Source organism: Bacillus sp. AG4(2022) (assembly GCF_031844465.1).
Lineage (GTDB): Bacteria > Bacillota > Bacilli > Bacillales > Cytobacillaceae > Bacillus_AB > Bacillus_AB infantis.
The window spans coordinates 139,618-165,569 of record NZ_JAUZVH010000010.1; the positions used below are offsets into that span (position 1 = coordinate 139,618).

The 25,952-nt window shown below is 44.0% G+C and carries 32 protein-coding genes and 1 pseudogene; 9 read left to right on the forward strand and 24 right to left on the reverse strand.

Annotated features, from left to right (window positions below; all coding sequences use genetic code 11):
- Positions 1–11: 11 nt before the first annotated feature.
- From Q9R36_RS23030 to Q9R36_RS23040, 3 genes are all read right to left on the reverse strand, one after another.
- Entirely contained in the window at positions 12–197 is a 186-nt protein-coding gene (locus Q9R36_RS23030; protein WP_311225944.1) for a hypothetical protein, read from the reverse strand.
- An 18-nt stretch (positions 198–215) separates the two neighbouring features.
- Positions 216–836, reverse strand: a complete 621-nt coding sequence (locus Q9R36_RS23035; protein WP_311225965.1) for a pyridoxamine 5'-phosphate oxidase family protein — start codon at positions 834–836, stop codon at positions 216–218.
- A gap of 445 nt (positions 837–1,281) precedes the next feature.
- Positions 1,282–2,049 carry an STAS domain-containing protein gene (locus Q9R36_RS23040; RefSeq protein ID WP_311225945.1) on the reverse strand — a complete coding sequence of 256 codons (768 nt, stop codon included), beginning with the start codon at positions 2,047–2,049 and terminating at the stop codon, positions 1,282–1,284.
- Positions 2,050–2,287: 238 nt separating this feature from the next.
- Here Q9R36_RS23040 and Q9R36_RS23045 point away from each other — a divergent pair, with 238 nt between their 5' ends.
- A complete protein-coding gene (locus Q9R36_RS23045; RefSeq protein WP_311225946.1) occupies positions 2,288–2,806 on the forward strand; it encodes an NUDIX domain-containing protein in 519 nt (172 codons plus the stop codon).
- Positions 2,807–2,829: 23 nt separating this feature from the next.
- Here Q9R36_RS23045 and Q9R36_RS23050 read toward each other — a convergent pair whose 3' ends face one another.
- The 7 genes from Q9R36_RS23050 to Q9R36_RS23080 all read right to left on the reverse strand — a co-directional run bounded on the left by Q9R36_RS23050 (position 2,830) and on the right by Q9R36_RS23080 (position 6,725).
- Entirely contained in the window at positions 2,830–3,402 is a 573-nt protein-coding gene (locus Q9R36_RS23050; RefSeq protein ID WP_311225947.1) for a histidine phosphatase family protein, read from the reverse strand.
- Between the two features lie 119 nt (positions 3,403–3,521).
- The gene (locus Q9R36_RS23055) at positions 3,522–3,716 is read right to left on the reverse strand and encodes a hypothetical protein (protein WP_101547941.1); all 195 of its coding nucleotides are present in this window, start codon (positions 3,714–3,716) and stop codon (positions 3,522–3,524) included.
- 58 nt (positions 3,717–3,774) lie between these two features.
- Positions 3,775–4,266, reverse strand: coding sequence for a GNAT family N-acetyltransferase (locus tag Q9R36_RS23060; RefSeq protein ID WP_101547943.1), 492 nt, complete (start codon positions 4,264–4,266; stop codon positions 3,775–3,777).
- 231 nt (positions 4,267–4,497) lie between these two features.
- A complete protein-coding gene (locus Q9R36_RS23065) occupies positions 4,498–5,022 on the reverse strand; it encodes a GNAT family N-acetyltransferase (protein WP_101547945.1) in 525 nt (174 codons plus the stop codon).
- A gap of 18 nt (positions 5,023–5,040) precedes the next feature.
- Complete coding sequence (locus tag Q9R36_RS23070) at positions 5,041–5,226, reverse strand: zinc ribbon domain-containing protein (RefSeq protein ID WP_101547946.1); 186 nt, start codon at positions 5,224–5,226, stop codon at positions 5,041–5,043.
- A gap of 32 nt (positions 5,227–5,258) precedes the next feature.
- Entirely contained in the window at positions 5,259–6,353 is a 1,095-nt protein-coding gene (locus tag Q9R36_RS23075; protein ID WP_311225948.1) for a threonine aldolase family protein, read from the reverse strand.
- 117 nt (positions 6,354–6,470) lie between these two features.
- Positions 6,471–6,725, reverse strand: a complete 255-nt coding sequence (locus tag Q9R36_RS23080) for a DUF3949 domain-containing protein (RefSeq protein WP_101547950.1) — start codon at positions 6,723–6,725, stop codon at positions 6,471–6,473.
- A gap of 194 nt (positions 6,726–6,919) precedes the next feature.
- Here Q9R36_RS23080 and Q9R36_RS23085 point away from each other — a divergent pair, with 194 nt between their 5' ends.
- Entirely contained in the window at positions 6,920–7,483 is a 564-nt protein-coding gene (locus Q9R36_RS23085) for a sigma-70 family RNA polymerase sigma factor (protein ID WP_101547952.1), read from the forward strand.
- Positions 7,480–8,505 carry a DUF4179 domain-containing protein gene (locus tag Q9R36_RS23090; protein ID WP_311225949.1) on the forward strand — a complete coding sequence of 342 codons (1,026 nt, stop codon included), beginning with the start codon at positions 7,480–7,482 and terminating at the stop codon, positions 8,503–8,505. The genes Q9R36_RS23085 and Q9R36_RS23090 overlap by 4 nt, the downstream gene beginning before the upstream one ends.
- Positions 8,506–9,180: 675 nt before the next feature.
- Here the strand turns inward: Q9R36_RS23090 and Q9R36_RS23095 are convergent.
- The 3 genes from Q9R36_RS23095 to Q9R36_RS23105 form a co-directional block, all read right to left on the reverse strand.
- Positions 9,181–10,953: an ABC transporter ATP-binding protein gene (locus Q9R36_RS23095; RefSeq protein ID WP_311225966.1), complete on the reverse strand. Its 1,773-nt coding sequence runs from the start codon at positions 10,951–10,953 to the stop codon at positions 9,181–9,183.
- 49 nt (positions 10,954–11,002) lie between these two features.
- Complete coding sequence (locus Q9R36_RS23100; RefSeq protein ID WP_311225950.1) at positions 11,003–12,760, reverse strand: ABC transporter ATP-binding protein; 1,758 nt, start codon at positions 12,758–12,760, stop codon at positions 11,003–11,005.
- Positions 12,761–12,837: 77 nt separating this feature from the next.
- Complete coding sequence (locus Q9R36_RS23105; RefSeq protein ID WP_009793488.1) at positions 12,838–13,263, reverse strand: MarR family winged helix-turn-helix transcriptional regulator; 426 nt, start codon at positions 13,261–13,263, stop codon at positions 12,838–12,840.
- A gap of 153 nt (positions 13,264–13,416) precedes the next feature.
- Here Q9R36_RS23105 and Q9R36_RS23110 point away from each other — a divergent pair, with 153 nt between their 5' ends.
- On the forward strand, positions 13,417–13,557 hold the full coding sequence (locus tag Q9R36_RS23110; protein WP_022543939.1) for a hypothetical protein: 141 nt from the start codon (positions 13,417–13,419) through the stop codon (positions 13,555–13,557).
- Between the two features lie 69 nt (positions 13,558–13,626).
- On the opposite strand, the gene Q9R36_RS23115 is transcribed toward Q9R36_RS23110, so the two are convergent.
- Positions 13,627–14,349: a sensor histidine kinase gene (locus tag Q9R36_RS23115; RefSeq protein ID WP_187445369.1), complete on the reverse strand. Its 723-nt coding sequence runs from the start codon at positions 14,347–14,349 to the stop codon at positions 13,627–13,629.
- A 235-nt stretch (positions 14,350–14,584) separates the two neighbouring features.
- Between Q9R36_RS23115 and Q9R36_RS23120 the strand changes: the two genes are divergently transcribed.
- From Q9R36_RS23120 to Q9R36_RS23130, 3 genes are all read left to right on the forward strand, one after another.
- Positions 14,585–14,824, forward strand: a complete 240-nt coding sequence (locus Q9R36_RS23120; RefSeq protein WP_009793485.1) for a hypothetical protein — start codon at positions 14,585–14,587, stop codon at positions 14,822–14,824.
- A 101-nt stretch (positions 14,825–14,925) separates the two neighbouring features.
- Positions 14,926–15,654 (forward strand): ZIP family metal transporter, encoded by a 729-nt coding sequence (locus tag Q9R36_RS23125; RefSeq protein ID WP_009793484.1) that lies wholly within the window; start codon positions 14,926–14,928, stop codon positions 15,652–15,654.
- A 126-nt stretch (positions 15,655–15,780) separates the two neighbouring features.
- The gene (locus Q9R36_RS23130) at positions 15,781–16,044 is read left to right on the forward strand and encodes a CotD family spore coat protein (protein WP_129612712.1); all 264 of its coding nucleotides are present in this window, start codon (positions 15,781–15,783) and stop codon (positions 16,042–16,044) included.
- Between the two features lie 33 nt (positions 16,045–16,077).
- Here the strand turns inward: Q9R36_RS23130 and Q9R36_RS23135 are convergent, their stop codons facing one another.
- The 3 genes from Q9R36_RS23135 to Q9R36_RS23145 are packed head-to-tail and all read right to left on the reverse strand — an operon-like array spanning position 16,078 to position 17,288.
- The gene (locus Q9R36_RS23135; RefSeq protein WP_009793482.1) at positions 16,078–16,275 is read right to left on the reverse strand and encodes a hypothetical protein; all 198 of its coding nucleotides are present in this window, start codon (positions 16,273–16,275) and stop codon (positions 16,078–16,080) included.
- Positions 16,276–16,284: 9 nt separating this feature from the next.
- Positions 16,285–16,740 carry a hypothetical protein gene (locus Q9R36_RS23140; RefSeq protein ID WP_311225951.1) on the reverse strand — a complete coding sequence of 152 codons (456 nt, stop codon included), beginning with the start codon at positions 16,738–16,740 and terminating at the stop codon, positions 16,285–16,287.
- Positions 16,737–17,288 (reverse strand): DinB family protein, encoded by a 552-nt coding sequence (locus Q9R36_RS23145; RefSeq protein ID WP_129612709.1) that lies wholly within the window; start codon positions 17,286–17,288, stop codon positions 16,737–16,739. The genes Q9R36_RS23140 and Q9R36_RS23145 overlap by 4 nt, the downstream gene beginning before the upstream one ends.
- Positions 17,289–17,440: 152 nt before the next feature.
- On the opposite strand from Q9R36_RS23145, the gene Q9R36_RS23150 reads away from it, so the two are divergent.
- A complete protein-coding gene (locus Q9R36_RS23150; RefSeq protein WP_009793479.1) occupies positions 17,441–17,686 on the forward strand; it encodes a DUF2164 domain-containing protein in 246 nt (81 codons plus the stop codon).
- Positions 17,687–17,718: 32 nt separating this feature from the next.
- On the opposite strand, the gene Q9R36_RS23155 is transcribed toward Q9R36_RS23150, so the two are convergent.
- From Q9R36_RS23155 to brnQ, 3 genes are all read right to left on the reverse strand, one after another.
- Complete coding sequence (locus tag Q9R36_RS23155; RefSeq protein WP_311225952.1) at positions 17,719–18,204, reverse strand: GyrI-like domain-containing protein; 486 nt, start codon at positions 18,202–18,204, stop codon at positions 17,719–17,721.
- Positions 18,205–18,314: 110 nt separating this feature from the next.
- The gene (locus Q9R36_RS23160) at positions 18,315–19,160 is read right to left on the reverse strand and encodes an aldo/keto reductase (RefSeq protein WP_224950493.1); all 846 of its coding nucleotides are present in this window, start codon (positions 19,158–19,160) and stop codon (positions 18,315–18,317) included.
- A 907-nt stretch (positions 19,161–20,067) separates the two neighbouring features.
- A complete protein-coding gene (gene brnQ, locus Q9R36_RS23165; protein ID WP_311225953.1) occupies positions 20,068–21,408 on the reverse strand; it encodes a branched-chain amino acid transport system II carrier protein in 1,341 nt (446 codons plus the stop codon).
- Positions 21,409–21,677: 269 nt separating this feature from the next.
- On the opposite strand from brnQ, the gene Q9R36_RS23170 reads away from it, so the two are divergent.
- A complete protein-coding gene (locus tag Q9R36_RS23170; protein ID WP_101547980.1) occupies positions 21,678–22,334 on the forward strand; it encodes a GntR family transcriptional regulator in 657 nt (218 codons plus the stop codon).
- A 38-nt stretch (positions 22,335–22,372) separates the two neighbouring features.
- Here the strand turns inward: Q9R36_RS23170 and Q9R36_RS23175 are convergent, their stop codons facing one another.
- The 4 genes and pseudogenes from Q9R36_RS23175 to Q9R36_RS23190 all read right to left on the reverse strand — a co-directional run bounded on the left by Q9R36_RS23175 (position 22,373) and on the right by Q9R36_RS23190 (position 25,874).
- On the reverse strand, positions 22,373–22,759 hold the full coding sequence (locus Q9R36_RS23175; RefSeq protein WP_311225954.1) for a hypothetical protein: 387 nt from the start codon (positions 22,757–22,759) through the stop codon (positions 22,373–22,375).
- 12 nt (positions 22,760–22,771) lie between these two features.
- Positions 22,772–22,942, reverse strand: coding sequence for a hypothetical protein (locus Q9R36_RS23180; protein ID WP_311225955.1), 171 nt, complete (start codon positions 22,940–22,942; stop codon positions 22,772–22,774).
- 242 nt (positions 22,943–23,184) lie between these two features.
- Positions 23,185–24,642: a CoA-acylating methylmalonate-semialdehyde dehydrogenase gene (locus Q9R36_RS23185; RefSeq protein ID WP_311225956.1), complete on the reverse strand. Its 1,458-nt coding sequence runs from the start codon at positions 24,640–24,642 to the stop codon at positions 23,185–23,187.
- A 36-nt stretch (positions 24,643–24,678) separates the two neighbouring features.
- Positions 24,679–25,874, reverse strand: a pseudogene (locus tag Q9R36_RS23190) (iron-containing alcohol dehydrogenase).
- Positions 25,875–25,952 lie beyond the last annotated feature (78 nt).

Below are 25,952 nucleotides of genomic sequence, written 5' to 3' on the forward strand. Positions count from 1 at the left end.
ATTTCACTCGCCTAGTGAATATGATTGCTATAAGGATCAAAAACCCCTGACAATAAAAGCACACAAATACCCAAAACAATTATGCCCCCAGCCAATAATACTGCAGCTGCCTTATTGTTTTGCTTAAAAATTGAACATCCTGTTATCAGGAGTCCAGCAGCTATGAACAGCAGTATGATGCCCGCTCCTATATTCATAAGAAAATCTCCCCTAAATCAATAAAGCCGCTGAACATAGCCTTCATGCAGTTCCCGTTCAACCTGCTCAGCCGAGACATTCGGTATCTTTGTATGAGCGACGATCATTTTAGCTGCAGATGGCAGATCCTCTTTATCCGCCCATGTGTCCGGCTTCCACAGCCCTGACCTGATAAAAGCCTTGGCACAATGAGTATAGCATTCCTTCACTTGCACCCCGATGCCGAATAAAGGCAGCTTCCCGTTTACCGCACTGCCTTCCAGAAGCTCAGGATCACGGACGATAAATGCTTTTCCATTAACCCTTAAGGTCTCTCCCAGTCCTGGAATGAAAAAGACCAGTCCAACATAAGGATTTTCCAATATATTTTGGACAGAGTCCAGCCTTTTATTGCCGGGCCTTTCCGGGATGAAAAGATGTTTTTCATCCAAAACGGACACAAACCCCGGCATATCCCCCCTTGGGGAAACATCACATTCGCCGGCGCGATTGGAGGTGGCCATCGTCAGAAACGGCGACATGCGGATGAACTCCCGGCAATGTTCATCCACAATAGGTATCACCTTGCTTTGGGCCCTCTCACTTGGAGAACCGACGACAGGACGGAACTCTTCAAATTCTTCCTTTGTTTGTATCATATTTTTAAAAATTGTACTCAATTCAATCACCTTTTCCACCAGATTTACTCAAAAAAACCTTTGAACTTTATGTACATACTACCTAGCTATCACTCTTTTTATCTGTAAAAACCCACGTGAAAAATAGCCGGGCTCCAGTAACGCATATTGCTATACTAACGTTCCTCTGCCAAATCAATGATATCTCCCCTGATAACATCAAATAGACTGAATGAAACCATCCAGATCAAAAAAATGACTGCTGGATAACATCTTGTGTTCCTGATAAACCTGTTCGCCCATTTTTTCTTCCTTCCAAGACTAGCCTTTTTTTAATTATATATTACTTAAAATTCCAGATAAGTATATGTATTCAGTATAATAGACGAAATGCTGAGAGAAAAGATTCATTTTTTTGCGAAAAAAAGAGAAGCAGTCTCTGCCTCTCCTTTCTCCTGCTCCTTGTCTATAATACCTGATGGAGGCTTGAAAAAACTGGTATGTCGTTTAAATTTACACCTAGCTTCACAAAGGTCTGGGCAATTTCCGGCCTGATTCCCGTCAGCTTCACTGACATGCCTGTTATCTTAATTGCTTTAACTGTCCTAAGCAGTTCATGGGCGATGCGGGTGTCAATGAATTCGACACCAGACAAATCAATAACCATGCAATTCAGTGACCTGCTCGCGCTGTAATGCAGCGCTTTTTCCATCAGGTCGTTGGTCCTTTTTCTATCAAGATCGCCGACAAGCGATATGACCGCGATATCGTCTGAGACCCGGATAATTGGTATAGAGAGCATCTTAACCTTTGCTTCTGCAGCCAGCAATCGTCTACGCATCATTGTAGAAGCCTTTTCGCTGGTCCAGTTGATGATATCATCTGTTGTTTTGTGGAATTGCCGGTCCCATTGTTCATAAATCTCATCTTCCCAACCATTTTGTTTAGCCATATCCCGGAGGCTTTCAGCTGCTTCCTCCCTAAAGGAACAGACCTGCTCTATTAAAAGCTCAGATGGGGCACCTGCTGCTAACAGCTGATCAAGGTTTTCTTCCCAATAGCCAATCGTTGACTTCCTATATTCCTTGTCAGGATGAAAAGCCTCCGCAATCATATCAGCCAGATTATTTCTCCAATGATGGATAACATTCTTCCACTCAGAAGGCATATCCTGATAATCCTTTTCCAGTAAAGCCCGATGAGTTATCTCTCTCATAATTCTGGTGAATTCCATAATCTTCTCTCCGTTCTTCATAGACTGCTAATAAAGATTCCTTGTATCCTGATGAAGAAGAATACGGTTATTTTTCCCTTGTAACCTACTTTTCCAGTATGGGGGTTCATCAAACGAAAAAGGACATAAAGAATGTGGCTGGTTTGACCCAGCCGGTCAAGAACATAGAAACTTGACAAATTAAAATAGTCTTCCAATCATATCCATCATATAATAAAAGAATGAAGGAGGTATTGACATGTCTGATGTATCTGTATATTGGGGAGATGCGAGGATTAAGCTATCCTGGACTAAAAGCAGTTCATTGCCGCCATTAAATAGGATTACGAGCATCCATAGCTTTTGTTTTTATAATGATAGATTACTGCTTGTTAATCTGAATGAACGTGGATGGGATTTCCCTGGGGGTCATTTGGAAGAAAATGAGACAACGGAAGAATGCTGCAAGCGGGAAGCCTGGGAGGAGGGCTATATTGAAGGAAATTGCACCCTTCTGGGATATATCACCGTCAGCCATGAGGAAAATCCGCTTTGGAACGAAAGCAGCCCTTATCCCAAGATAGGATTCCAGGTTATTTACATCATGGAAATAGAGCAGCTCCACCCTTTTGAAGGGAAATATGAATCTGCAGAGAGGATGCTTATAGATCCTGAAAAAGCCTCTCTATTGTACAAAGGCTGGAATTCGCTGTACGAAGAAATACTAAAAGATTCACTGGCAAGCCGTCAGCCTGGCGCCGGGCCTTATGATTTCTGACGGGGGCATTCGATCAAATGATACTAGACATGCCAAAGCCTTGTCACACTTAAAAGTCTGATGCCATCGAATTCCAATTTATATAAATCGGGCTTTGAGGAAGTTAATAAAAATTCCAATCCATAATCTCTATTAAATGTACCCATCATGAGAGTCATAACCGCCCCATGCGTACCGATGGCAATTTTCCTGCCCTGATTTTTTTTAATCAGATTAAGCAGTATTCTTGATGCCCTATCTTGACAAGCTCTGTTAGACTCCCCGCCCGGCAAGGCGTATTCAGGGTCGGAAAAAGACCGTTCCAGCAGCGGCAGCAATTTCTCTTTATTGATAATAGCTTCATCCGGCAAGAACACTCTTTCCTTCAGATTCTCAAAAACATGGATGTCCTTACTGAGCTGTGCTGCGGCCCCTTCAATTGTCTGGATCGCACGCTGATAAGGACTGGATGAAAACACCTCAACCCCTTCATCCAAAAGGCATTCACACACCTTCTGTGCATCTCTTTTTCCCTTTTCCGTCAGCCCTCTTAATCTTTCATTTTCATTTTCTTTAGGCGACTCTCCATGCCTCACCATGTATATGTATGTTTTCATAGATTCTCCTTTGTCATTATAGACGCGTCTTTACCCATTTAAGCCCATGCGGTCCGGGTATTAAAAAGGAAAGGTTGACAGTCCTTTCCCTTTCAGGCACCTATTCCACATACAAACGGTCACTTTCTTTTTTTTCCAAACAGAAAATAGAAAAAAAATCCGCTAGTAGCTACTATAAGCAGCAAGTGGGGAACAAAATGGAATTCTGCCGGGACGACCCAAAACAATATGACAGCCACTGCTATAACCGGCAGCATGATCAGCAGCCAGGCCCTGACAAGCTTATTATTCAGGCTAAAATCAAAGCGATCCATATGGACTCCTCTCTCTTTACGTTTTTTGGGATTATAGAGCTGAGACTAGAAGGCTTTTTTAATTACCTGGCCGCAAAACCATGCGGATCGTCACTAATAAATGGCCCTCAAACTCCTCCTCAAACTCTTCGATATGCTCGAAACCTTTTGCCAGATAAAAGTTCCTGCCAAGCTCATTATCTTTTTCTACATTTATATAAATCTCTTTCACACCAGCCAATTCCTCTATACCTTTGTTGAGGAGAGAGGTTCCAATCCCTTTGCCCTGTGCTTCAGGGTAAAGATAGATGGCACCCAATTCTGCTTTCCCTTCCTTGTTTACAGGTGAAAAGTTGGCAAAGCCAACAATCTGCCCTTCTTCCTCGGCGACAAAAAGATGGGATCGCTCAATCCTTTGCAGCATTCTTTCACTGCTGTAAGCTGCAGCCAGAAACTGGTCCTGCACTTCCCTTGGAATGATGCCTTCATAGGTGGTGTGCCAGCTGGTCTTTGCTACGTTCTGTACCTGTTCAATATCGTGCGGTTCCATTTTTCGAATGATGGGTATCATCTTTATTCTCCTCTGTTAAAATGCTGACAGCTGTTATTTTTTCATTCTCCTGTATGCTGTTCCATTTATCATGAACATATGAAAAAGAAAATATATAGTACGACTACTGCAGGGATGCTATGCAGCTGGCTGAAAAAACATCCTGATTGTATGACCACCTTGAGGCGGACCCCACGCTAAAGCTAGGAAAATCGTACCTGGTATCTTCATAACCGGTACATCCACGGGAATTTACAAAATTCTGCCCATAACCACCGTGCTATAATATTTACCGTCAGACAGCAGCTTATCCTTTCTCAATACACCTTCAATTTCAAAGCCATATCTTTTATAAAGCTGGATGGCATTTTCATTCGTTTCCAGAACCTGAAGGGTGATTTTTTTAATATCAGCCCCTTCTGCCCATCGAATGGAATCAATCAGAAGCTGTTTACCGATTCCATTTCCCCAATAATCTTTAAGAACGCATACTCCGAACTCCACCTTATGGGAAGTTCTTCTTAAATTGGAGCCCTCGCAGCGGGAAAATCCGACAAGTTTGCCTTCCGCTTCAGCTACCAGGAAAAGATGGTTCTGCTGCTTGCTGTCATTTACAATGACTCTCTCGAATCCTTTTTCATCGATGAAATTTTCACCGCTCTCCCTGTCCATATTCTCTGTTTCGCCATCGATCTTCACTCTCAAATCTGAAAGACTTTTAGCATCTTCTATCTTTGCTTCCCTTATTGAGAATCTCTCTTTAACGCTCTGTACCAAACTAAATCTCTCCTTGATTTAAAGTATCTTCTCCGGATTTCTTACTTTGAAAAAGTGGACATAACCGCATTTCGCACAAAAAATGGCATCCACCTCTGAATATTTCAGGACGGTTTTTTTCTTAAAAATTGATCCATAGCCTTTAAACTCGCCAGTTCCACTTTCTGCTGAACCGCACTGAGGACAAACTTGTTCTTCGGTCATCTCTAACCTCCTCTCAGCAAGCTTTTACTAACTCAGGCAAACACATTGGCCATCTTCTCATGAAGAAGCTGGAAGGCCTTCTCCAACTGTTTTTTTGGCACCTCTCTATACATATCGCCAATGCTGAGCTCAAAATAGCATGAATGACCCTCTTTATCTCTTAAGTTACCAGTAAACCCTACGCCTGTTTCTTCCTGGACTTCCGTCAGGATCGGCTCGATTTCCTCCTTCCGATGCTGTAAATAGACATGAAACATATTGGATACTGGTATTGTTGGCAAAGTAGAAATACCTTTGCTGCTGTTAAACATTTCTGCAAGCTCCTTAGCTTCCTGATAATAATCTGCCATTTTATCTGAACGCCTGTCGAAATAAAAGTCTGCAGAAAGTATGTAAGGATAAAGACTGATCAAATCGCCTCCATGGCGGCGTTTCCATATCTTTGATTTTTCGGTGAACTCTCTGCCTCCAGCAAGAATGGCGCCGGCAATCCCGCCGATCCCTTTGTAGAGTGAGATATAAACACTATCAAACAGTGAACACACTTCTGCGGCTGTTTTTTCGTAAAACGGAAGCACTTCCAGTAATCGGGCACCGTCAAGCTGCAGCTTGATCCCTTTTTCCCGGCAATAGGCCGATATCTTCTCCAATGTCTCATAATCAGGAAGCTGTCCGCCGATTTCCCGCTGAGGCAATTCCAGCAGCAGGCAGGCAACCTCCTCTTCCATGCTGGTGACATCCTCAAGCTCAATCACCCTTGTTTTGTCTGCGAGGAGAACAGTTTCAATATGGTGCAGCTTTTTCAACCCGTCTTCTTCATGAATTTCAAGATGGCTTAAAGGATGGTAAGCCACCTTCGCAATCCCCTTTTCGTCGCACCAGATGCGCAGAGCTATCTGCTGGGCCATTGTACCGCTTGGGAAAAAAACAGCAGCCTCCTTTCCGAGCAGCTTTGCCATTTTATCCTGGAAGTCCTCAATTACCTTCCCCTTCCCATACATTTCACTCTCAATGTCGCCGCTGATATGTTCGAATGCTTTTTTCAATACCTCTACATTCCGCTTGCCATGGCCTGCGAGCGGATATTTAGCCAAGCTGTATGATTCCTGGAGCGATTTAGTATGCATATGTATTCTCCTGTCTTTTCAGAATAATAGAATTATATCCCAAAGCGTGCTGCCGGGTCTATGGCTGCGGCGCTTCCAGAAAAAAAGGGCCGCCGATAATGGTTGCCCTTCTTAGTCTTATCCCTTTTTGAGTTTGTAAAATAAAGAAGCAATCAGGTTCGCTCCCCAAAAGAGGAACCCTTGAGCATTATAATGCAACAGCTGATTCTCAAAGGTCATGTCGTCATAAAACTCATCCTGAGCTTTTCCTTGTGCTTTTCGCTCCTGATCCATTTTTTTCAGCTCTTTTATATATCGATATTGAACTGGAGCAAGTATAAGCGACAGCAGCAGGTATATTCCGGCAGCCCATAAGAAAATTAATCTGTCCATTATTTACAGCTCCTTTCCAGAGGGTTTTCCTATATTTACGATTGAAAGCTGGATAGGTTTCAATTTTTCAAAATTTTCCCTTTCAATCCCTTTGATTGTAAACCAAAAAAAAATGATAAAAGCTGAGAGTTTTCTTTTCCGGATTCCGATATAGTTAATGAAAAAGCTTTTTCGAAAATTAAAGGAGAATATAGATGAAATGTAATGATCGGAATTTTATCAAGCGGCTAAAGAAGAAAAAAGAAGATGCCCTTGAATATATCATTGATGAATACTCGCCCCTTGTCCACGCAATCTGCCGGAAAGCTTTATCGGCTTATGGAAACGGCGCAATCCAGGAATGCTTGAACGATATTTTCCTGGCGGTTTGGGAGCAGGCCAGCAGATTTGAAGGAAAACCGGAGGATTTCAAGAAATGGATCGGCATGCTCGCCAAATATAAAAGCATTGACCTGTTTCGGCAGCTTGAACGGCAGGGAGTGCGGGAGCAGGATGATCATATGATCTATGAGTACCCGGGGCAGCAGGATGTCCAGATGCAATTGGTAAGAAAAGAAGAACGAAACACTATGCTCCTTGCCCTTAGCACCCTCCCTGAATTGGACAGGGATATATTTATCCAAAAGTACTACCTGAACCTGTCAGCCTCAGAAATCGCCGAATCGCTCGGCCTGTCTGTCGCCGCTGTAGATAACCGCCTGTATCGGGGTAAGAAAAAACTCGCAAAAAATCATAAGCTGAAGGAGAGATTCCTTTGAATAAAGATGTAGAACTGCTATTAAATATGGATGTGGATGATGTTGAACCAGAACCATTGTCCGATAAGCAGAAGGCAGAGATGAGAAATTATATACTCTCAAAGAGCAGTCCTAGAAAGAGATTTAAACCAGCACATATGGCCGCAGCAGCCATTCTCGTAACAGCGGTTGTTTCAGCCAGCCTGGTATCCGTACCGGCTGTCGCGAACCAGGTTCCCTTTATCCAAAGTATCCTTTCCTATTTTTCGGTTGAAGAACTGCCGGGAAGCTACAGCGATTTGGCCACCGTTATCAATCAGGTTGAATCAAGCAATGGTATCGATATCATGATTGAGGATGCTGTATATGACGGTACTAATATCATCCTAACGTACGCTATCCAAACGGACAAAGAACTTGGTCCAACACCTCGTTCGGAAGGTTGGTTAGACGTGGAAGATGCTACTGGCATGGGTGGGACAGGCACCATAGAAAAAATTAACGACACAACCTATGCCGGCATTGAAGAAGTAACCCCTCATTTCAGCGGTAACAATCCGGAGGAAATCCTGGTGAACTGGGAGCCGAAAATATTTGAAAATAGGGCGACTAACGAGCAGTTCAAAGGTGATTGGAAATTTCAGTTCTCGCTCGAACAGCTTAATGGTAATGTACAGAAACTGTCCAGGACGGTTAAGCACGATGATATCAGCCTAAGCTTTAATTCTTTGAAAAAAACTGATTTGGGAGCAGTTCTCACTTATGGCTTTATAGTTGAAAAATCAACGCTGGATGAGTATCCTTTCGTGACTGTCGAAATGTCAGATGTAAAAGATAATCTTGGGAATGAATATAAAATTCAAGGTAATGGCGGTGTCAGCCATGATAATGGTGTTTCATTCGACTGGAAAACAAGCATATATTCACTCGACGCCAAGGCAGAAACACTTACCTTCGTACCGAAGATCAGTTATTCCAAAGGCTCAGGCAAACAATTAATGGAGAAAGAAATGGATTCGGTCACAATAAATATTGCAGATTAATTGAAAAATCCCGGCATGATGCCGGGTTTTTTCTTTTTTTATGGGGATTTGTCGCATAGTTCTCAATGCATCATTATTTCGCTCTCGGGTGAGATAATGACTTCTTCTATCTCTTGCGGGATTCATTATTTTAGCTTTCCCTTAAAATAATGACTTCAATTTTCTGCAAATATCAAAGGATGCCATTGTGAAGTGACCCCATAATGTTAGACAGGTTGAACCTGCAAAAGAAAAATAAGCGGAGATTTTCCGTCTAAATACAGAAAAGAGCTCGTTCTGAGAAAAATAAGGTGAGATTTTCCGCTTATGCAAAGTAAATCATCACATTCTCACGCTTTTTGAGTCTTTAAGCGGAATTTCTCCGTCTATATGGCCAGTTTTTAGTGGGAATTTCTAAATAAGCGGAATCCTTCACACTATAAATCAGACAGACACATAAACCTGATTCCCTAACCGATAAGAGAGACCCTCTAGTTCCGGTGCGGTAATTAGTATCTTTTTCCCGACTATTTGGAAAGTACTTTTTGTCCAGTTCTCTCGTTTAAACTATTTTGTCTTTCGGCTAAAAAAATGGTTCCTTCTTCATAACTCTTAATCCCAATCTAAAATTTATTAAACTGATTCACCAAATGAACTGTTTTTCCTCAACAAACCAAAACCACACTTGATCTACTCTTAAGAAGCATCCTCAAACTGGCTATTATACAAATCAGCATAAAAACCATTCTGCCCCAGCAGTTCTTCGTGATTTCCGCTTTCGATAATGTCGCCGTCTTTCATGACGAGAATCAGGTCGGCATTTTTGATGGTGGATAGCCTGTGGGCGATGACAAATGAAGTTTTGCCTGCTGTCAGCTTATCCATCGCCTCCTGGATCAATACTTCTGTGCGTGTGTCGACAGAGCTTGTCGCTTCATCCAGAATGAGGAGCGGCGCATCTTTTACCATGGCCCGTGCTATGGTAATTAACTGCTTCTGTCCAGCTGAAAGATTGGCTTTATCGTCAAGGATGGTATCATATCCCATTGGGAGCGTCTGGATAAAATGATGCAGGCCAACGGCTTTGGCTGCTTCCACTACCTCCTGATCACTTACACCTTTTCTGGAATAGACGATATTTTCACGGATTGTCCCCTCAAACAGCCATGTATCCTGAAGCACCATGCAGAACAGGCTGCGCAATTTTTCACGGCTCAACGCTTTTGTCGGCATACCATCAATCAGGATTTCTCCCCCGTTTACTTCATAAAAGCGCATCAGCAAATTGATGATGGTTGTTTTTCCTGCCCCTGTCGGTCCGACAATTGCCACTTTCTGCCCTGCTTTTGCGAGAGCAGAAAAATCATGGATGATCATTTTATCTTCACTGTAGCCAAAGCGGACATTCTTAAATTCAACTTCCCCTTTGACATCAGTGAGAACAGTTTTCTTATTATCTTCATTTTCCAGCTCATCTTCAGCCAGAAACTCAAAAACACGCTCACTTGCAGCGGCTGTCGACTGCAGATTTGCGGCTGCCTGTGCAAGCTGGGAAAGCGGCTGGGTGAACAGTCTGATATAGATCATGAACGCGACGATTACGCCGAATGTAATTGAGCCGTTTACCGCTAGCACTGCGCCAACCACACATACTACGACATACCCGAAATTGCCGACAAACATCATAATCGGCATCATCAGTCCTGAAAGGAACTGCGACTTCCATGCGCTTTCGTACAGCCTTGTATTGATTTCGTGGAAGGCTGCCTTTGCTTCCGGCTCTCCATTATATACCTTTACAACGCTGTGGCCTGAATATATTTCTTCAATATGGCCGTTAAGCCTTCCCAGCTCTGCCTGCTGCTGGGCAAAGTATTTCTGAGACTTGGATATTAAGAAACTCATAAACACAAAACCGACTAATGTTGAAAGAATGGCAGATACAGCCATGATCCAGTTTGTATAGAACATCATGACGAGCGAGCCGAGGAACATTGTGATGGCTGATACCAATGTGCTTAAGCTCTGATTCATCGTTTGCCCGATCAGGTCGACGTCATTTGTCACGCGGCTTAGCACATCTCCGGTGCTGCCTGAATCAAAGTATTTCAAAGGCATCCGGTTCATTTTGGAGGATAAATCACTCCTTAAGTTCTTGGATACCCGCTGGGTGACTGTTGCCATGATGAATCCTTGAATATAATTGAACAGAAAACCCAATCCGTACAAAAAGGCGAGGATGGAAGCAATACTTACTACTTCGTCCAAATCGATTTTCGCCATCAGTCCGTCTGCAATCAGGTCAGTGATCCTGCTGAGAAGGTCTGGACCGATGATACTGAAGATTGATGCTGCCATTGCAAGAACAAGGGCAGTCACAATAAACGGCAGATAGGCCCTGCAATAGGAAACCAGCTTCTTAATAGTCTTTTTGAAATTCTTTGGCTTTTGCCCGCCTGCAGGCCCCATAGCCTCTGGCCTGCCTTTTTGCCCAGCCCTTTTGCGGTTAGATTTTTTATTAGCCAATTTCCAGTTCCTCCTTTGACAGCTGAGAATAGGCAATCTCCTGATACACGCTGCAGCTGTCCAGCAATTCTTCATGCGTACCGATGCCGGCAACCTTTCCTTGATCCAGCACTACAATGCGGTCTGCATCTTTGATGGTTCCGATTCGCTGGGCAACAATCAGGGTTGTGCTGTCACTGGTTTCTTTTTTCAAAAGTGACCGCAGCCGCCTGTCTGTTTTATAATCAAGTGCCGAGAAGGAATCATCAAACAGATAAATTTCCGGCTGCTTATAAATGGCCCTGGCAATGGACAGCCTTTGCTTCTGGCCGCCTGAAAGATTGGTTCCTCCCTGGGAAATCGCGCCTTTATACTGGTCTTCCAACTTTTCAACAAATTCAGATGCCTGCGCTATTTCTGCCGCTCTTTCTATCTCCTCTTCAGGTTCTGTCCTCCCGGTGCCGTAAGCGATATTCTCCGATACTGTGCCGCTGAACAATACAGCCTTTTGCGAAACATATCCAAGCTTATTGCGGAGATCTTCCTGCCTGTATTCTTTAACATTGATGCCGTCAACCAGCACCTCGCCATCTGTGGCATCATAAAAGCGGGGAATCAGGTTAAGCAAGGTGCTTTTTCCGCTGCCTGTTGATCCGATAAAAGCGACAGTCTCCCCTTTATGGGCAGTGAAGCTGATATTCTGCAGGATATAATCTGCCGCATCCGGGTATTTGAAGCTTACATTCCGGAACTCAATCTCCCCTGCAGATTTTGCATCATTCCCTCTTAAGCTGCCGTCAAGGATTTTGGAATCTGTTTGCAGCACCTCATTGATCCTCTTTGCGGATACCGTCGCACGCGGCAGCATCACAAAGATAATGGAAAGCATCATGAAAGCCATTATGACCTGCATGCTGTAAGAAGAGAACACGACCATATCAGAAAAAAGAGTCAGTTTGTCTGGCAAAGCAGCATTGTTGATGATAAAGGCACCAATCCAATAGATGGCAAGATTGATTCCCGACATGATCAATGTCATAACCGGCATCATGATCGCCATCGTCCTGCCTGTAAAAAGATTGGTCCTCGTCAGCTCGCTGTTTGCCTTTTCAAACTTGTCTTCCTGGAATTCCTCAGCATTATAGGCCCTGACTACCCGGATTCCAGTAAGGTTTTCCCTTGTCACGCGATTCAGGTTGTCTGTTAAAGTCTGGATCACTTTGAATTTAGGGAGGGCAATGACAATGATGACAGCGAGCATCACCATAAGAACGGCAACAGCAATCCCGGTCGCTGCAGTCCACTGCCAGCTCTTGCCCATTATTTTTAAAATGGCCCATACAGCCAGTATCGGCGCCTTGACAATCGCCTGCAATCCAACAGCAATCAGCAGCTGGATTTGTGTTATGTCATTGGTCGAACGGGTAATCAGACTTGGAGTTGAAAACCCATTGATTTCCTCCATCGAAAACGACATTGTTTTTTCAAACACCATTCCGCGCAAGCGTACGGCAAACCCGGCAGCAACCTGGGCGGCAAAAAAGCCGACAATCATGGCAGCAGCCATACTGCCGATGGCACATAATAGCATGTAGCCGCCCTGAATAAGGACATCGCCCATACTGCTGCCTTCAGTCTGGACCAGCATGGTGATTTCATGCATATATTCAGGCAGCTTTAAGTCAAGCCAGACCTGTACAATGATAAATATGAGGCTGCACAGGACAAGCAGCCAATCTTTCCCTTTAAAATGCTTAAACATAGCAAGCATCCGCCAAATTCCCCCTTAGACTTTATCTAACAGTATTAGATATTAAGTGCAGATTAACCGAATTGCGCGGTTGAACATTATTCCATTTCTTTATGAATTTCTTCTATGCGCTTCACAATACGGACAAACTCTTTAGCATCATGTTCCCCGAGCTTCCTGAAGGTCTTTTCGACAATACGCTTTGCTTCTCCATGCTCTTCCATTACAAAAGTTCTGCCAAATGGAGTAATGGAAACAATCACGAGACGTTTGTCATTTTCGTCCCTGCTCCGCTCGATATATTCTTTCTTTGCCAGATTTTTGAGTGCGGCAGCGACTCTCGGGGTTGAAAGGCACAGCTTTTCACTCAGTTCACCTGAAGTAACCTCATTTTGTATAAAGGTCAGGTAGCCCAATATACTCCTTTCCCCATGAGAAAGGTCATTGACTTTCTTTTGGAAAGGCATCTTTGGTGATTTGCTTATATTCTGGAAAAATTCATCCACTAAATCTTTATAATCCATAATCAGCACCTTTTAATTTATTTTATCTAATACTATTAGATATCATAATGCCAAGAATGTCAACGACGTGAAACAGCAGCTAAAGGCAGCCAGCATAAACCCAAAATAAAAACCTTTAACATTGGTTATTTTACTGATATGGAGGTGATTGGAATGGCGGAAAAGGAATTTCCGAATGTGAGTCTTGGGGGTAAGATCGCCAAGGAAAAAGGGGACGGCGGAGACCAGGTGCACGGGCATGAAAAAGAAAATAAAAACGGAAGAGTCAATACAAACCCAAAAACGAATATGTGAGGGCTGCATGCCGGCAAGACAGGAGCATCTAAAGCTGTTCTCCTTTCTTGCCGGTTTTTTATACGAGGTTTAAGTTTCCAAAGATGGGGACATTGGAAACGAGACAGTCACAGCTGTGCCCCAGCCCTCTTTACTTTTGATCAGGAGCTCTCCTGAATCAGCCTTGACTAATTTATGGCAGATGGTCAAACCAAGGCCAGTTCCTTTTTCTTTAATTGAATAAAAAGGTTCTCCAAGCCGGGTTATTTTTTCGGCTGGAATTCCGGTTCCTGTATCAATCACCCTCATTCTTGCTCTGTTATCAGCGGAATCAACCACAACTTTTATTACTCCAGATGGCTGTGAAGCTTCTATTGCATTCTTAATAATATTTTCAGTGATGCGCTTAAGGTAATGCCGGTTAACAAATATGGAACAGGAAGCTTCCCTCTGTTTGTGGATCTGCAGTTTTTTCCCCTCTTTTCCGGCTTCAGTCTGAAGCGTCTTGACCGCTGTCTTTATTTCAGCAAAAAGATCGATCTCTTCTTTTCCTTGAAAATGTTGGGCAGCTTGAGGATTCGCCAATAAAAGCAGATCTTCTAAATATTCATCCATCCGGTCAATTTCTGTCATTATGACCTTTTCATATTCCTTAAAAGGAGTATTCCCCTGTTCACCGGCCAATTGCAGAAATCCCTTAACCACTGTCATTGGATTGCGAATTTCATGTGCAACACATGCAGCTAATTCACCCAGAACCTCCAGTTTTCCGCCTGCTTTATGTGCGGTTTCTTTAGTCGTAAAATTAACCACTTTGTCTCCTCCAAACAGCCACATATCAGTATGTATAAACTTACCATTTTAGTCATAATACCATAACTGGGTGAATGAAAATGTGGCTATCCAGATAAAGATGCATTGTTAGATGAATTTGACAATATATTGAAAAGCACAGCAAAAAAATGATTCCTTAAACACACTCAAACAGGAAGCCACTCTCAGTCTCTGCTATTCTCTTTATTAAAGACATAATGAAGGAGTCCTGGAATTGGAAGAAGACCATTTGAATGAACTGCTGAAAATACTGGAAAAATACCCGCAGACCGAAATAACCCTCACCCTTTCGACCCAGCAAAATATTCCCTACGCCATTATAAATTACGTAAAGAATGTATTTGTACTTGTAGACCAAGGAACACAAATGTCCTCTGTTTATACAGATAAATGGACATTAATATCAGCCATACAAAGTTACTGGGATAACAAAAAGAAACTGGCAGGAGCCTAACATCACTTCCCTGGAACCAAAATAAGCATGTTTCCCCTTCAACTGTGCACTCTAAAAAGAGAAATTAAGAGTAGCCGCAAAAACCGAGGGGGTAAGTCTGCATGTGGAATGCCTTGTTTTGGGGAGGACTATCAGGATCTGCTGTCTTATTGGGGGCAATGGCATCAATGCTTTTGCCTATCCCGCAAAAAATCATAGGGCTGATCATGGCATTCGGTACAGGTGTACTGATTGGTGCAGCATCTTATGAACTGATTGGAAATGCCGTTCTTGAAGGCGGCATCCTAGCCACTAGCATCGGATTTCTCTCGGGCGCCCTCCTTTTTACCATCCTTGACAGCATAGTTTCCCGGAGAGGTGCGGATAAACGGAAACGGTCCAGCCATATGGCTGCAGGAAGCGGAGGAATGGCCATTTTTATCGGCACCGTCATTGATGCAATTCCTGAATCGATCATGATCGGAGCAAGTTTGATCGAGGGACAGTCTGTCAGCTTCCTCTTAGTCGCGGCCATATTCATCAGCAATATTCCGGAAGGACTCTCCAGTACTGCCGGCATGAAAAAAAGCGGATATTCCTATACAAAGATTTTTCTGCTCTGGTTCACTGTACTCGCCATCTCTGCCATTGCATCGCTTACAGGCTACAGCCTCCTTGCCGGGGCTCCTGCTGAAGTGATGGCGGGAATCGCTTCTTTTGCTGGGGGAGGCATCATTAGCATGATCGCTTCAACGATGATGCCGGAAGCCTATGAAGACAGCGGTCCTGTTACAGGGCTTGTCGCCTCCCTTGGGCTTCTTGTATCCATCATCCTGGATCATGCTTCTTAAGAAAGCTCCCGTTATTAAAATCACTTGTTCCCCCCCTCCTTAGCGAAAAGATGATGCTTTCATCTAGTACAAGCTCAGCCCCTCAATCATAAAATAATGTAGCGCCATGATGAGGGAGGTGGAGTCATGAGATGCAATTGCAGAAAATGCCGTGAACGTGCTGCAGCTGACAAAACGATTGTAAGCCCGACTGAAACAGTTGTCCGCAATAACACACGCACTAAAACAATCAGAAGGATTCACCCGACGGAAATTGTGAATGTTAACCGCACGATCATCCGCAATGAGAATTATTTCCCTGTCACTGAAAGGACAGTGAACGAAACTATTGTGGAAAATTTCGATTGCGGCAGGGACCCTAACAATAATCGCAACTGCCGCAGAATCTAAGCTTCCAGAATAATAGGCACCCTGCATGGGTGCCTATTTCAATTTTTTGACCAGATCGATAACATAATACAAAAGTGCAATCAAAAAAGAAACTAAGATAATAATGATGCAGCCAAATGTCACTGCGGCGAATTCCCCCGGTGAACTGTCATCAAAAATACTTGCAAAGATAAAAAACAGTATGATGCTGGATCCGATCCCAAGAAAAAAGATGCTGATATATTTAGCCATGGCCCCTCCTTATTTCTTAAGCTTTGTTTCTGCCATAACTGTACCCGCCATTAAAAGAACAAATATAATAACAAGACCTGGGATAAGCAGCGGCTGAAATTTATTTCCTTCAGATTCTGAAAATGTGTATTCCCCATCCCTGTCAGCTCTTACATATATCCCGCCCCCTGCTTCCACTGCAATCGATTCTTCTGTACTCACTCCTTTTATTGAGAAATATTTGCTTCCTTTCTTAAACTCATTGGAAAAATTGCCGCCCATAGGATACATATCTGAATAAGATGTCACTTGCCCGATTTCTGACTCGATTTCACTTTCTTCTATATATTCATCCTGTACTGTATACTGATAGCCTTCCCAGACAACAAAGCTGCTCACCCACTTGGTCGCTCCAGTGATAGCCGGACATGCTGCAATCAAAAGAAATAGAAGGCTAAAGGAAAAGAACATTCTCCGGATTCTCACTTTTCTTCTCCTAACCCGGCATTTCCATTTCTGCTGAGTATACCAAGATACTCTACCCAAGGGCCGACATCCTTACGATATCTTTCTGCCATAACCCTTGCGATCTGTGAAAGATGGGTCAGGTCATGCACTGCCCAGGTGGAAACCAGCTCCCTTGCCTTCACGGTTCCAAATGCAGGATGCTTTCCTGCAGCTTCCAGCCTGTCTTCGGTCACCATCAGTTCCCGCAGAAGAGCCAGGTTTTCAGCCCTGATCTCTTTAAATTCATGAAGCTTCCGGGCGACCGTCTGTTCCTCCTTTTTCAAGTGGGAAAAGCGGTCAAACGGAGGGAATGATTCTTCTTCCCCTTTTTCCAGCATAAACTTGAGGCGAGGCACCCAGTTATGCTTTTCTCCTTCAATCAAATGGTCGACCACTTCGACAGGATTCCAGGTTCCTTCCCCTTCATTGGCCCCAAGCCATCCAGGAGACAGCCCTCCCAGAAGTATCTCCAATACCCGGGGTGTACGCTCCAGCACTTCCATTGCTTCACCCAGCTTGAATTTCATCCCTTAACTCTCCCTTATGTTTATAATTTCTATAATTCTATTCCAGACTTTTACCAATTACCTGCTGTACATAAATTTCAGGAAAATAACAGTCTTGGATTTGCTCCGCTATTTGTACTATAGTAAGTGCAAACCGAAGGAGTGATATATATATGTTCATCAAGCTGACGAAAGAACAGCAGCAAACCATGGTTTCTGATATCCAGGAGTTTTTCCTGCAGGAGCGTGACGAAGAAATATCAGAATTTGCAGCTGAAAGGGTGCTCGATTTTGTAAAACAGACACTCGCCCCTCATTTTTATAACAGCGCCGTTTCAGATGCCAAAACCTTAGTGGAACAGCAATTCGCTTCAATGGAAGAAGAAATTCTGACGCTTCTGCGCCCGATAAAAAAATAGATGTGATTGCCTGGATATACTCCGGGCTTTCTTTACTTAATGGAATCCAATAGCTCCACGTTCACATGATCAGTATTATCAGGATCACTGTTAAAATCATAAATCTCCAGATTCCATCTGTCATTTGCCCGTTCATATCCCTCAGCTTCTATCCAGCGGTGCAATATTTCATAGCTTTTACGGATATCTGAGTTCGGCCCATGATGATGGATCGCAGCATACCGCTGAGGCGGAACAGTCTGACTTGTCATCCCTTCTGGCACCTGATCTTTTTGGTCAGCTGAAACCCCTATCCAATAACCATCTTCATCTTCCGAAGCCGGATTCACCACAAATGCGCCAATCTGCCGCCAGCTATCCTTTACACCTTGGATTTCGGAAACCCGCTCCTTCAGCCACTTAGCTGCCATGGGTATCTCCTCTATATATTGGCTTCCCTCACAAAGTACGCGAAAGCCTATCAGGTATACTTCCTCCATATCGACTATCCTTTTTTCATATTTCAAGTTCGCCTGCATTCTGCCAGCTCCTTTCTTCTCACACCTTATTTCGACAAGGAGAGCAGGCAATCCCCCTCATTCACTAAAATTTGGGCAAAAAAAATGAGCTGTAGCCAGCTCATTTTTGATCAGAATTCCTCATATTCAGCCGGGTCTTGGTCATGCAGCCTGCCGCCGGGATGGCTTAATTTTGAGATGGCCTCCATATCCTCCACATCCAGTTCAAAATCAAAGATAGAAATATTCTCTTTCTGTCTTTCAGCAGAGGAGGATTTAGGAATGGATACAGCTCCCAGCTGATAATGCCAGCGAAGAACCACCTGGGCTATGGATTTCCCATGCTTTTCAGCAATCTTTTGAATATCCCCATTTCCGAGAAGATCGCTGCCGCGGCCGAGCGGGCTCCATGACTCTGTCAGAATACCATGTTTCTCATGATAGGCGCGCTGTTCTTCCTGGTTGAAATAAGGATGCAATTCGACCTGGTTCATGCTCGGTTTAACCCCTGTCTCCTTCTCCAGCCGGTCCAAATGCTCCGGCAGGAAATTGCAGACACCGATTGAACGGACATACCCTTTTTTCTTTGCTTCTATTAAAGTTTGCCAGGCTTCAACATACAATTCTCTCTTCGGGTTTGGCCAGTGAATCAAATAAATATCATAATAATCCAAGCCAGCTCTGTAGAGGGATTCTTCAATTGCAATCATCCCTTTTGCTGATTCATGATAACGCCCCGGGAGCTTCGATGTGATGAGCAGATCCTCCCTGGAAACAGAGCTTCTTTTTACAGCCTCGCCGACTGTCCCCTCGTTTTCATAGTTATACGCAGAATCCAGAAGCCGGTATCCTCCCTCATCAATCGCCTTGCGGATCGACTCGGCGCCTGCACTCCCCTTCAATTGATATGTACCCAGCCCGATTGCCGGAATGGACAATCCATCATTAAGCTTTACTTCAGGTATCCCATTAACCATCATCCATCACTCCTTTATCTGTCATACTATTACCTTACCATACTTTGGATTTTTTACCCTGCTGGGGAGATTTGATTCTTCCCTCTTGGTATTCAGAAAACCGATCTCCTCCTGCAATTTTTGTTTTTCACTCCATATTTTTAAGGCAGCCTATTTGCTATTCTTGATATCTGGAGTGCTCCATAGGACTCTCCTGAGGCACTCTATACACTTCTTTCACACTCTAGAGTGCTCTATAGACCTCTCTTGAAGCACTCTGAACGCTCCTTCAATCCTCTAGAGTGCTTCATAGACTTCGTTTGAATCACTCTGTACGCTTCTTCCAGCCTCTAGAGTGCTTCATAGACTTCGTTTGAGGCACTCTGTACGCTCCTTCAATCCTCTAGAGTGCTTCATAGACTTCGTTTGAATCACTCTGTACGCTTCTTCCAGCCTCTAGAGTGCTTCATAGACTTCGTTTGAGGCACTCTGTACGCTCCTTCCATCCTCTAGAGTGCTTCATAGACTTTGTTTGAGACACTCTGTACGCTCCTTCCCATCTTCAGAGTGCTTCATAGACTTCGTTTGAGGCACTCTGTACGCTCCTTCCATCCTCCAGAATGCTTCATAGGCTTCTTTTGAATCACTCTGTACGCTCCTTCCCATCTTTAGAGTGCTTCATAGACTTCGTTTGAGGCACTCTGTACGCTCCTTTCCTACTCTAGAGTGCTCCATAGACCTCTCTTGAAGCACTCTGTACAATCTTTCCTCCCTCTAGAGTGCTCTATAAACCTCTCTTGAAGCACTCTATCTGCTCTATTCCCACTCTGGAGTCCTCCAAAGATCAAACAATCCCCACCTCAATTCTCAACCTGCATCAATTTCACCCAAAAACAAAAAACCTCCCGCAAAGGAGGTTTTTCTACTATCAAATGCTTTCTTTCGCCTGCGATACACCGCCGCTGCGAATGGCAGCCACAAAGAATCCGATCACTGCACCCACTACGGCCGGCATGATCCATCCAAGCCCGACTTCATATAATGGCAGAATTGTGCTGAATACCTCTTCAACCGGTCCAAAGCTTAGGCCTGCAGCCTTTAACCCATCGAATAAGCTGACAATGAAAGTGAACAGCATACTTACCTGGTAAACTTCCTTTTTCCCTTTGAAAAGAGGATGAAGGAAGGTAAGGAACATCAGGCAGATGGCTAAAGGATAAATTCCTGTCAGAACTGGAACCGAAATGCTGATCAGCTGGCTGAGCCCGATATTGGAAAAGACGGCGCTGAATACAGACAAAATAACAACAAAAACTGTGTAAGAAACCGAAGGAAACACTTTATGGAAATAAGATGAACATGCTGTCACGAGTCCGATGCTCGTTGTCAGGCATGCCCCAAGAACAATGATGCTTAAAAGCAGTGCGCCGAATGAACCAAAGTAATATTCTGATGCACCGGACAGTACAGCTCCGCCATTATCAAGCCTGCCGAGCTCACCGACGCTCGATGCGCCAATATAAGACAGCGAGGTATAGATAATAGCAAGAAGTGCTGCCGCAATAAGGCCAGCTTTAGCTATTGAAAGCATGATTTCTTTTCTTGAAGCGGCCCCTCTTTCTTTTACTGCATCCACAACAATAATCCCAAACACAAATGCGGCAAGTGCATCCATTGTCAGATAGCCTTCCTGGAATCCTTTAAAAAAGGTGCTGGCTAAATAATTTTCACCTGGTGATTGAAAAGAACCCATAGGATTGAAAAAAGCGGCAATGATCAAAATGCCCACTACAATCAACAGGATCGGCGTCAGGTATTTACCGACAATATCAACGATTTTTGAAGATTTTAAAGAAAAGAAGCCTGTAACCGCAAAAAACAGTACAGAAAAGATAATGAGTCCAATCGTGCTGTTACCAGTTAAAAACGGCTTTACGCCCATTTCAAATGAAACGGTTGCTGTCCGGGGAATGGCAAACAATGGCCCGATGGACAGATATAAAAGCATCGTAAATACCGCACTGAATGCTGGATGCACCCTTCCTGCCAGCGACTGAAGATCGCTTTTGCCGGAAAAGCCAAGCGCCAATATCCCTAATAGCGGCAGCCCTACCCCAGTTACTATAAAGCCTGCATTGGCTGACCAGATACTGGTTCCTGCAGACTGTCCGAGCATCGCAGGGAAAATAAGATTACCTGCCCCAAAGAAAAGTGCAAACAACATAAAGCCTACGGCGACTACATAAGAAAACGGTATTTTAGATCCCATCCTATTCTCCTTTATGATAAAGATTCTCGCTGCTTAGTTTTTTCTCAACTTGCAAATTTCTGAAAATGATAAAAGCAGTTTAGTTTAATAGTTACGTAATATATTGCATAACTCAAGATAACACACGATCCGACCGTATGCAATATATTGCATAAAGAAAATTGTCGAATTATGCAATATATTGAATTTTTCTTTCTAATTCTTTATACTAATTGTATAATCCAGTAAAAATTTATAGAAACCTATGAAAATACTAGAGGTGAAGATAGATGCCCATCCCTGCCAATTTTGCTTCTCCTGCACGCGTATCGGCCAAAGACCGCGCTTTCCTGCAAATCCAGGAATGGATCATTGACGGCACCTTAAAGCCGCAGGAAAAATTGAACGATGCCGACCTTGCCAAAGCGCTCGGCGTCAGCCGCACACCGATCAGGGAAGCGCTGCAGCTGCTCAGCGTCCAGGGATTCGTAGAAATGTTCCCAGGCGTCGGCACCCAGGTCACTACCGTCAATCCGGAAGATATCACAAAGATTCTTCCGCCGCTTGGATCCCTGCAGGCGCTTGCTGCAGAGCTTGCAGCACCATCCATGGACAGCGCGACGATTGAGAAATTAAGGTCCATCAACCGTTCCTTTGCGGATTCCCTCTTAAGGGGCGATACCTTTTCAGCACTGAAACAAGATGAACAATTGCACAATCTTATTATTGAAAAAGCGGACAATCCTTACATCACCAGCTATGTATCTTCCCTGCAGGCCCATGTAATGAGGCTTTATTATAATAAAACAATCATTTTGAAGCCCCGCTCAATTGATGAGCATGAGGAAATCATCAAAGCTTTTGAAGAAAAAAATACCCATAAAGCTTCGGATGTAGCACGAACCAATTGGCTGAGGGCCATTGATGAGTATTACGGGGAAAATTAATATTTGTAGAGGAAATGGCAGCTGCCCATTTCCTTTTTTTATTCTGCATCGGCTCCCAGTTGTGCTCTCCTCACTAGCCTTGTGCCAACATAAGCAATAAAAGCAATGCCAAGATCAATCAAAAACAAGTAAAACAAGTTCATTCCCTTATTCAGTTCGACCATGCCGAGCGCCTTCTCTATGGAAGCAAACACAAAAGAATACATTGCACTGAGAATAACGGTATACAGGATAAAACTTTTTCCATTCCTGGTGCAATACTGATAAATCAGCATAAATCCTGCAGGCAGCACTGACATCGTTATATTAAAAGCATGCGGGAAAATCGGCAACATATAGTATGTATGAATGAGCAAGGTATAATTACCGAGCACAATGTCTGTATATGTCCAAAGCGCGTGGACAATAAATCCAAAAAAGAACACCTCAAAGATCCTCTAGCGGTCGACTGTAAAATACAATAAAACAAGCGGCAGCACCAGAAGGACTGCTACAGCCCAGAACTGCAATGAACCAGGACCGGAATAGTTCTTCCAATAAGAATCAACCAAGGAAGTCATCTCTTCACTCAGCTGAAAAATTTTATCCCAATACTCGTTATAGCTCATCTGCAGCACTCCATGATATGAATTTCAAGCCCTATCTTTAGAGCTTTTCCTCTTATTGTCCGTAGAATTATCTATAATATACATATAATTTCCATGAATCAGTATCAGCAAGAAAGGCAAGCCAGCTCAATACATCATCTTAATAAATTTTCCCATTCTCGGCAGATCGCCTCCATTACTAAAGAGCATAAATAAAGACACCCATTATCTTTATGGGTGTCTTAAGAGAGCCATCATTCCGTTTACCAGCGGGCAGTCAGCATCTTTCTTCTGGTATAAAACTCGACTCCGTCAGAGCCGTTTGCATGAAGGTCTCCATAGAAAGAATTCTTCCAGCCGGAGAAAGGGAAAAAGGCCATAGGTGCAGGTACGCCGATATTGACGCCGAGCATTCCAACTTCAATGGTTTCTCTGAAATAGCGGACATTTGTTCCGCTGTCGGTGAACAGGCAGGCTCCATTGCCAAAATCCGATAGATTTGTCAGCTCAATCGCTTCCTCAAGGCTCTTAACCCTGACGATGGAGAGAACGGGAGCAAAGATTTCTTCTTTCCAGATCTTCATGGATGGATCAACGTGATCAAAGATGGTCGGTCCGATAAAATACCCATTTTCATGGTGAGCTTCATCCTTCCGCCCATCACGTATAAGGACTGCTCCTTCTTTTTCGCCGATTTCAATGTAGCTTTTTGTCCGTTCTTTATTTTCCTGGCGGATGACAGGGCCTAAGAAAATATCTTCATCCAACCCATTTCCCATTGTCAGGCTGTCTGCCTCCTCCTGCAGCTTTGCCACGAGTTCTTCAGCTATGGAGTCTACGGCCACCACAACAGAGCAGGCCATACACCTTTCCCCTGCTGACCCATATGCAGCACCAATAATTTCTTTAACAGCCACTTCAAGGTCCGCATCCGGCATCACAATCGAATGATTCTTTGCACCGGCCAGAGCCTGGACCCGCTTCCCCTTCGCAGAAGCGGATTTATATATATACTCGGCAACAGGCTGGGAGCCTACAAATGAAATGGCCGGTACATCCTGGTGGTCAATAAGGCTGTTTACGACTTCATGGGCGCCATGAACAATATTGAAAACGCCGCCCGGGAGGCCCGCTTCGGTAAATAACTCTGCCAGCCGGTTTGCGAGTATCGGAGTCCTTTCAGAAGGCTTCAGCACAAACGTGTTTCCGCAGGCAATTGCCAGCGGGAACATCCAGCAAGGGACCATCATTGGAAAGTTGAAAGGCGTGATGCCGCCGATGACGCCTACAGGATAGCGGTACATGCCGGATTCAATATTTGTCGCAATATCTGGCAGCTGCTTGCCCATCATAAGAGATGGGGCTCCAGCAGCAAACTCCACACATTCGATACCCCGCTGAACCTCTCCATACGCTTCTTTGTAGTTTTTCCCGTTTTCCTGTGTGATCAGTTTTGCAAGTTCGTCCCAATTGTCTATTAAAAGCTGCTGATATTTAAATAGAATTCTTGCTCTTTTAGGGACAGGCGTTTTGCTCCATGTTTTATAGGCTTCCCTGGCTGCCTGTACGGCATCCTCCACATCTTCCTTGGTGGAAATCGGTGTGCGCGCCAGTTCCTCGCCGGTAGCAGGGTTGGGGACAGCTTCAAACCTTTTTGTTTTTGCATCCACCCACTCTCCATTTATAAAGTTTCTTAAAACATTTAGGGATGTCATTGCCATTAAAAAGCTCCTCTCAACATTAGTGACATTCTGCCTTTACACCTTCTCAGTTTCAGAGGAAAAATCATAGTCATAGCAAATATGATAGAGTTCCTCCAGTTCCAGCTGGCTGGGCACTTGGGGGTTATTAGCCGGGCTGCCACTGTCAATAGCGTCTGCTGCCATTTTCCCAACGGCCTGCTTGAAGGCTTCCCCGTCGATCCCCCACTCCTTTAGGTTGGGTATATTTAATTTTCTGCATAACTCTTTTACAGATTGAACAGCTACTTCAGTTGCCTCCCCATTGGCACCCTTATTAATATCAGGCCTAAAGATTCTGCCTATATCAGCAAGACGTTCAACGCAAGCTCCTTGTGTGAATTCCAATACAGCAGGCAAAAGCATGGCATTTGAGATGCCATGCGGCACATGGAATAAGGCGCCGATCGGTCGGCTCATCCCATGTACAAGGCAGACTGAAGCATTTGAGAATGCCATTCCCGCCTGAAGTGAGCCAAGACTCATACTCTCTCGTGCATCTAGATTTCCGCCATCATTGTAAGCGGTTAAAATATTTTCCACAATGAGCTTCATGGCTGAGATGGCCATCGTGTCTGTCATGGGATGTGCTTTTTTAGATAAGTATGCTTCAATGCTATGGCTTAGAGCATCAATTCCTGTAGCCGCGGTGATATTCTTTGGCGAAGATACTGTCAGCAGGGGATCCACAATCGCGGCATCCGGCAAGAAAGCGGGCTGCTTGATCATCATTTTAACATTGCTGGATGTATTGGTGATTACGGTTACATCTGTTGCCTCTGAACTTGTACCGGCTGTAGTTGGAATAGCAATATGAGGGACAGGTGTTTGAAGAGCCAGTTTCTTTCCTCCCATATAATCGCCGATAAAGCCGCCATTTGCAGCAAGGACTGCTATTGCTTTTGCGGTATCGATACAGCTGCCGCCCCGATGGATATCACCAGGTCGCAATGCTCACTTTTAAAAAGATTCAATGCTTCTGACACATATTTATCGGTGGGCTCAGATGCAATACCCAGATAGACTGTGCTTTGAACACCTGCATCATTAAGCAAAGCTCTGCCTTCGGTCACATATCCAAGCTGATCCATTATTTTATCACTAATGATCAATGCCTTCTTCCCTTTAAGAGCCGCTTGCGATCCTATATTTTCAAAGGAGCCCCTCCCGTAAAAAATGGACTCTGGCACCCGGAATACCGCTGTTTTTTTCAATCTTTTACACCCCTTTTTTCAAAGACGGCCTTAATTCCATCCCAGGCACTATTTTACAAAAAATAGCTCCTCATTCAG

Excerpts from the sequence above, each read along its gene's own strand:
- Q9R36_RS23030 (WP_311225944.1), bottom strand. The coding sequence starts at position 197 with ATGAATATAGGAGCGGGCATCATACTGCTGTTCATAGCTGCTGGACTC.
- Q9R36_RS23035 (WP_311225965.1), bottom strand. The coding sequence starts at position 836 with ATGATACAAACAAAGGAAGAATTTGAAGAGTTCCGTCCTGTCGTCGGT.
- Q9R36_RS23040 (WP_311225945.1), bottom strand. The coding sequence starts at position 2,049 with ATGGAATTCACCAGAATTATGAGAGAGATAACTCATCGGGCTTTACTG.
- Q9R36_RS23045 (WP_311225946.1), top strand. The coding sequence starts at position 2,288 with ATGTCTGATGTATCTGTATATTGGGGAGATGCGAGGATTAAGCTATCC.
- Q9R36_RS23050 (WP_311225947.1), bottom strand. The coding sequence starts at position 3,402 with ATGAAAACATACATATACATGGTGAGGCATGGAGAGTCGCCTAAAGAA.
- Q9R36_RS23055 (WP_101547941.1), bottom strand. The coding sequence starts at position 3,716 with ATGGATCGCTTTGATTTTAGCCTGAATAATAAGCTTGTCAGGGCCTGG.
- Q9R36_RS23060 (WP_101547943.1), bottom strand. The coding sequence starts at position 4,266 with ATGATACCCATCATTCGAAAAATGGAACCGCACGATATTGAACAGGTA.
- Q9R36_RS23070 (WP_101547946.1), bottom strand. The coding sequence starts at position 5,226 with ATGACCGAAGAACAAGTTTGTCCTCAGTGCGGTTCAGCAGAAAGTGGA.
- Q9R36_RS23075 (WP_311225948.1), bottom strand. The coding sequence starts at position 6,353 with ATGCATACTAAATCGCTCCAGGAATCATACAGCTTGGCTAAATATCCG.
- Q9R36_RS23080 (WP_101547950.1), bottom strand. The coding sequence starts at position 6,725 with ATGGACAGATTAATTTTCTTATGGGCTGCCGGAATATACCTGCTGCTG.
- Q9R36_RS23085 (WP_101547952.1), top strand. The coding sequence starts at position 6,920 with ATGAAATGTAATGATCGGAATTTTATCAAGCGGCTAAAGAAGAAAAAA.
- Q9R36_RS23095 (WP_311225966.1), bottom strand. The coding sequence starts at position 10,953 with ATGGGGCCTGCAGGCGGGCAAAAGCCAAAGAATTTCAAAAAGACTATT.
- Q9R36_RS23100 (WP_311225950.1), bottom strand. The coding sequence starts at position 12,760 with ATGCTTGCTATGTTTAAGCATTTTAAAGGGAAAGATTGGCTGCTTGTC.
- Q9R36_RS23105 (WP_009793488.1), bottom strand. The coding sequence starts at position 13,263 with ATGGATTATAAAGATTTAGTGGATGAATTTTTCCAGAATATAAGCAAA.
- Q9R36_RS23110 (WP_022543939.1), top strand. The coding sequence starts at position 13,417 with ATGGCGGAAAAGGAATTTCCGAATGTGAGTCTTGGGGGTAAGATCGCC.
- Q9R36_RS23125 (WP_009793484.1), top strand. The coding sequence starts at position 14,926 with ATGTGGAATGCCTTGTTTTGGGGAGGACTATCAGGATCTGCTGTCTTA.
- Q9R36_RS23130 (WP_129612712.1), top strand. The coding sequence starts at position 15,781 with ATGAGATGCAATTGCAGAAAATGCCGTGAACGTGCTGCAGCTGACAAA.
- Q9R36_RS23135 (WP_009793482.1), bottom strand. The coding sequence starts at position 16,275 with ATGGCTAAATATATCAGCATCTTTTTTCTTGGGATCGGATCCAGCATC.
- Q9R36_RS23145 (WP_129612709.1), bottom strand. The coding sequence starts at position 17,288 with ATGAAATTCAAGCTGGGTGAAGCAATGGAAGTGCTGGAGCGTACACCC.
- Q9R36_RS23150 (WP_009793479.1), top strand. The coding sequence starts at position 17,441 with ATGTTCATCAAGCTGACGAAAGAACAGCAGCAAACCATGGTTTCTGAT.
- Q9R36_RS23155 (WP_311225952.1), bottom strand. The coding sequence starts at position 18,204 with ATGCAGGCGAACTTGAAATATGAAAAAAGGATAGTCGATATGGAGGAA.
- Q9R36_RS23160 (WP_224950493.1), bottom strand. The coding sequence starts at position 19,160 with ATGGTTAATGGGATACCTGAAGTAAAGCTTAATGATGGATTGTCCATT.
- brnQ (WP_311225953.1), bottom strand. The coding sequence starts at position 21,408 with ATGGGATCTAAAATACCGTTTTCTTATGTAGTCGCCGTAGGCTTTATG.
- Q9R36_RS23170 (WP_101547980.1), top strand. The coding sequence starts at position 21,678 with ATGCCCATCCCTGCCAATTTTGCTTCTCCTGCACGCGTATCGGCCAAA.
- Q9R36_RS23180 (WP_311225955.1), bottom strand. The coding sequence starts at position 22,942 with ATGAGCTATAACGAGTATTGGGATAAAATTTTTCAGCTGAGTGAAGAG.
- Q9R36_RS23185 (WP_311225956.1), bottom strand. The coding sequence starts at position 24,642 with ATGGCAATGACATCCCTAAATGTTTTAAGAAACTTTATAAATGGAGAG.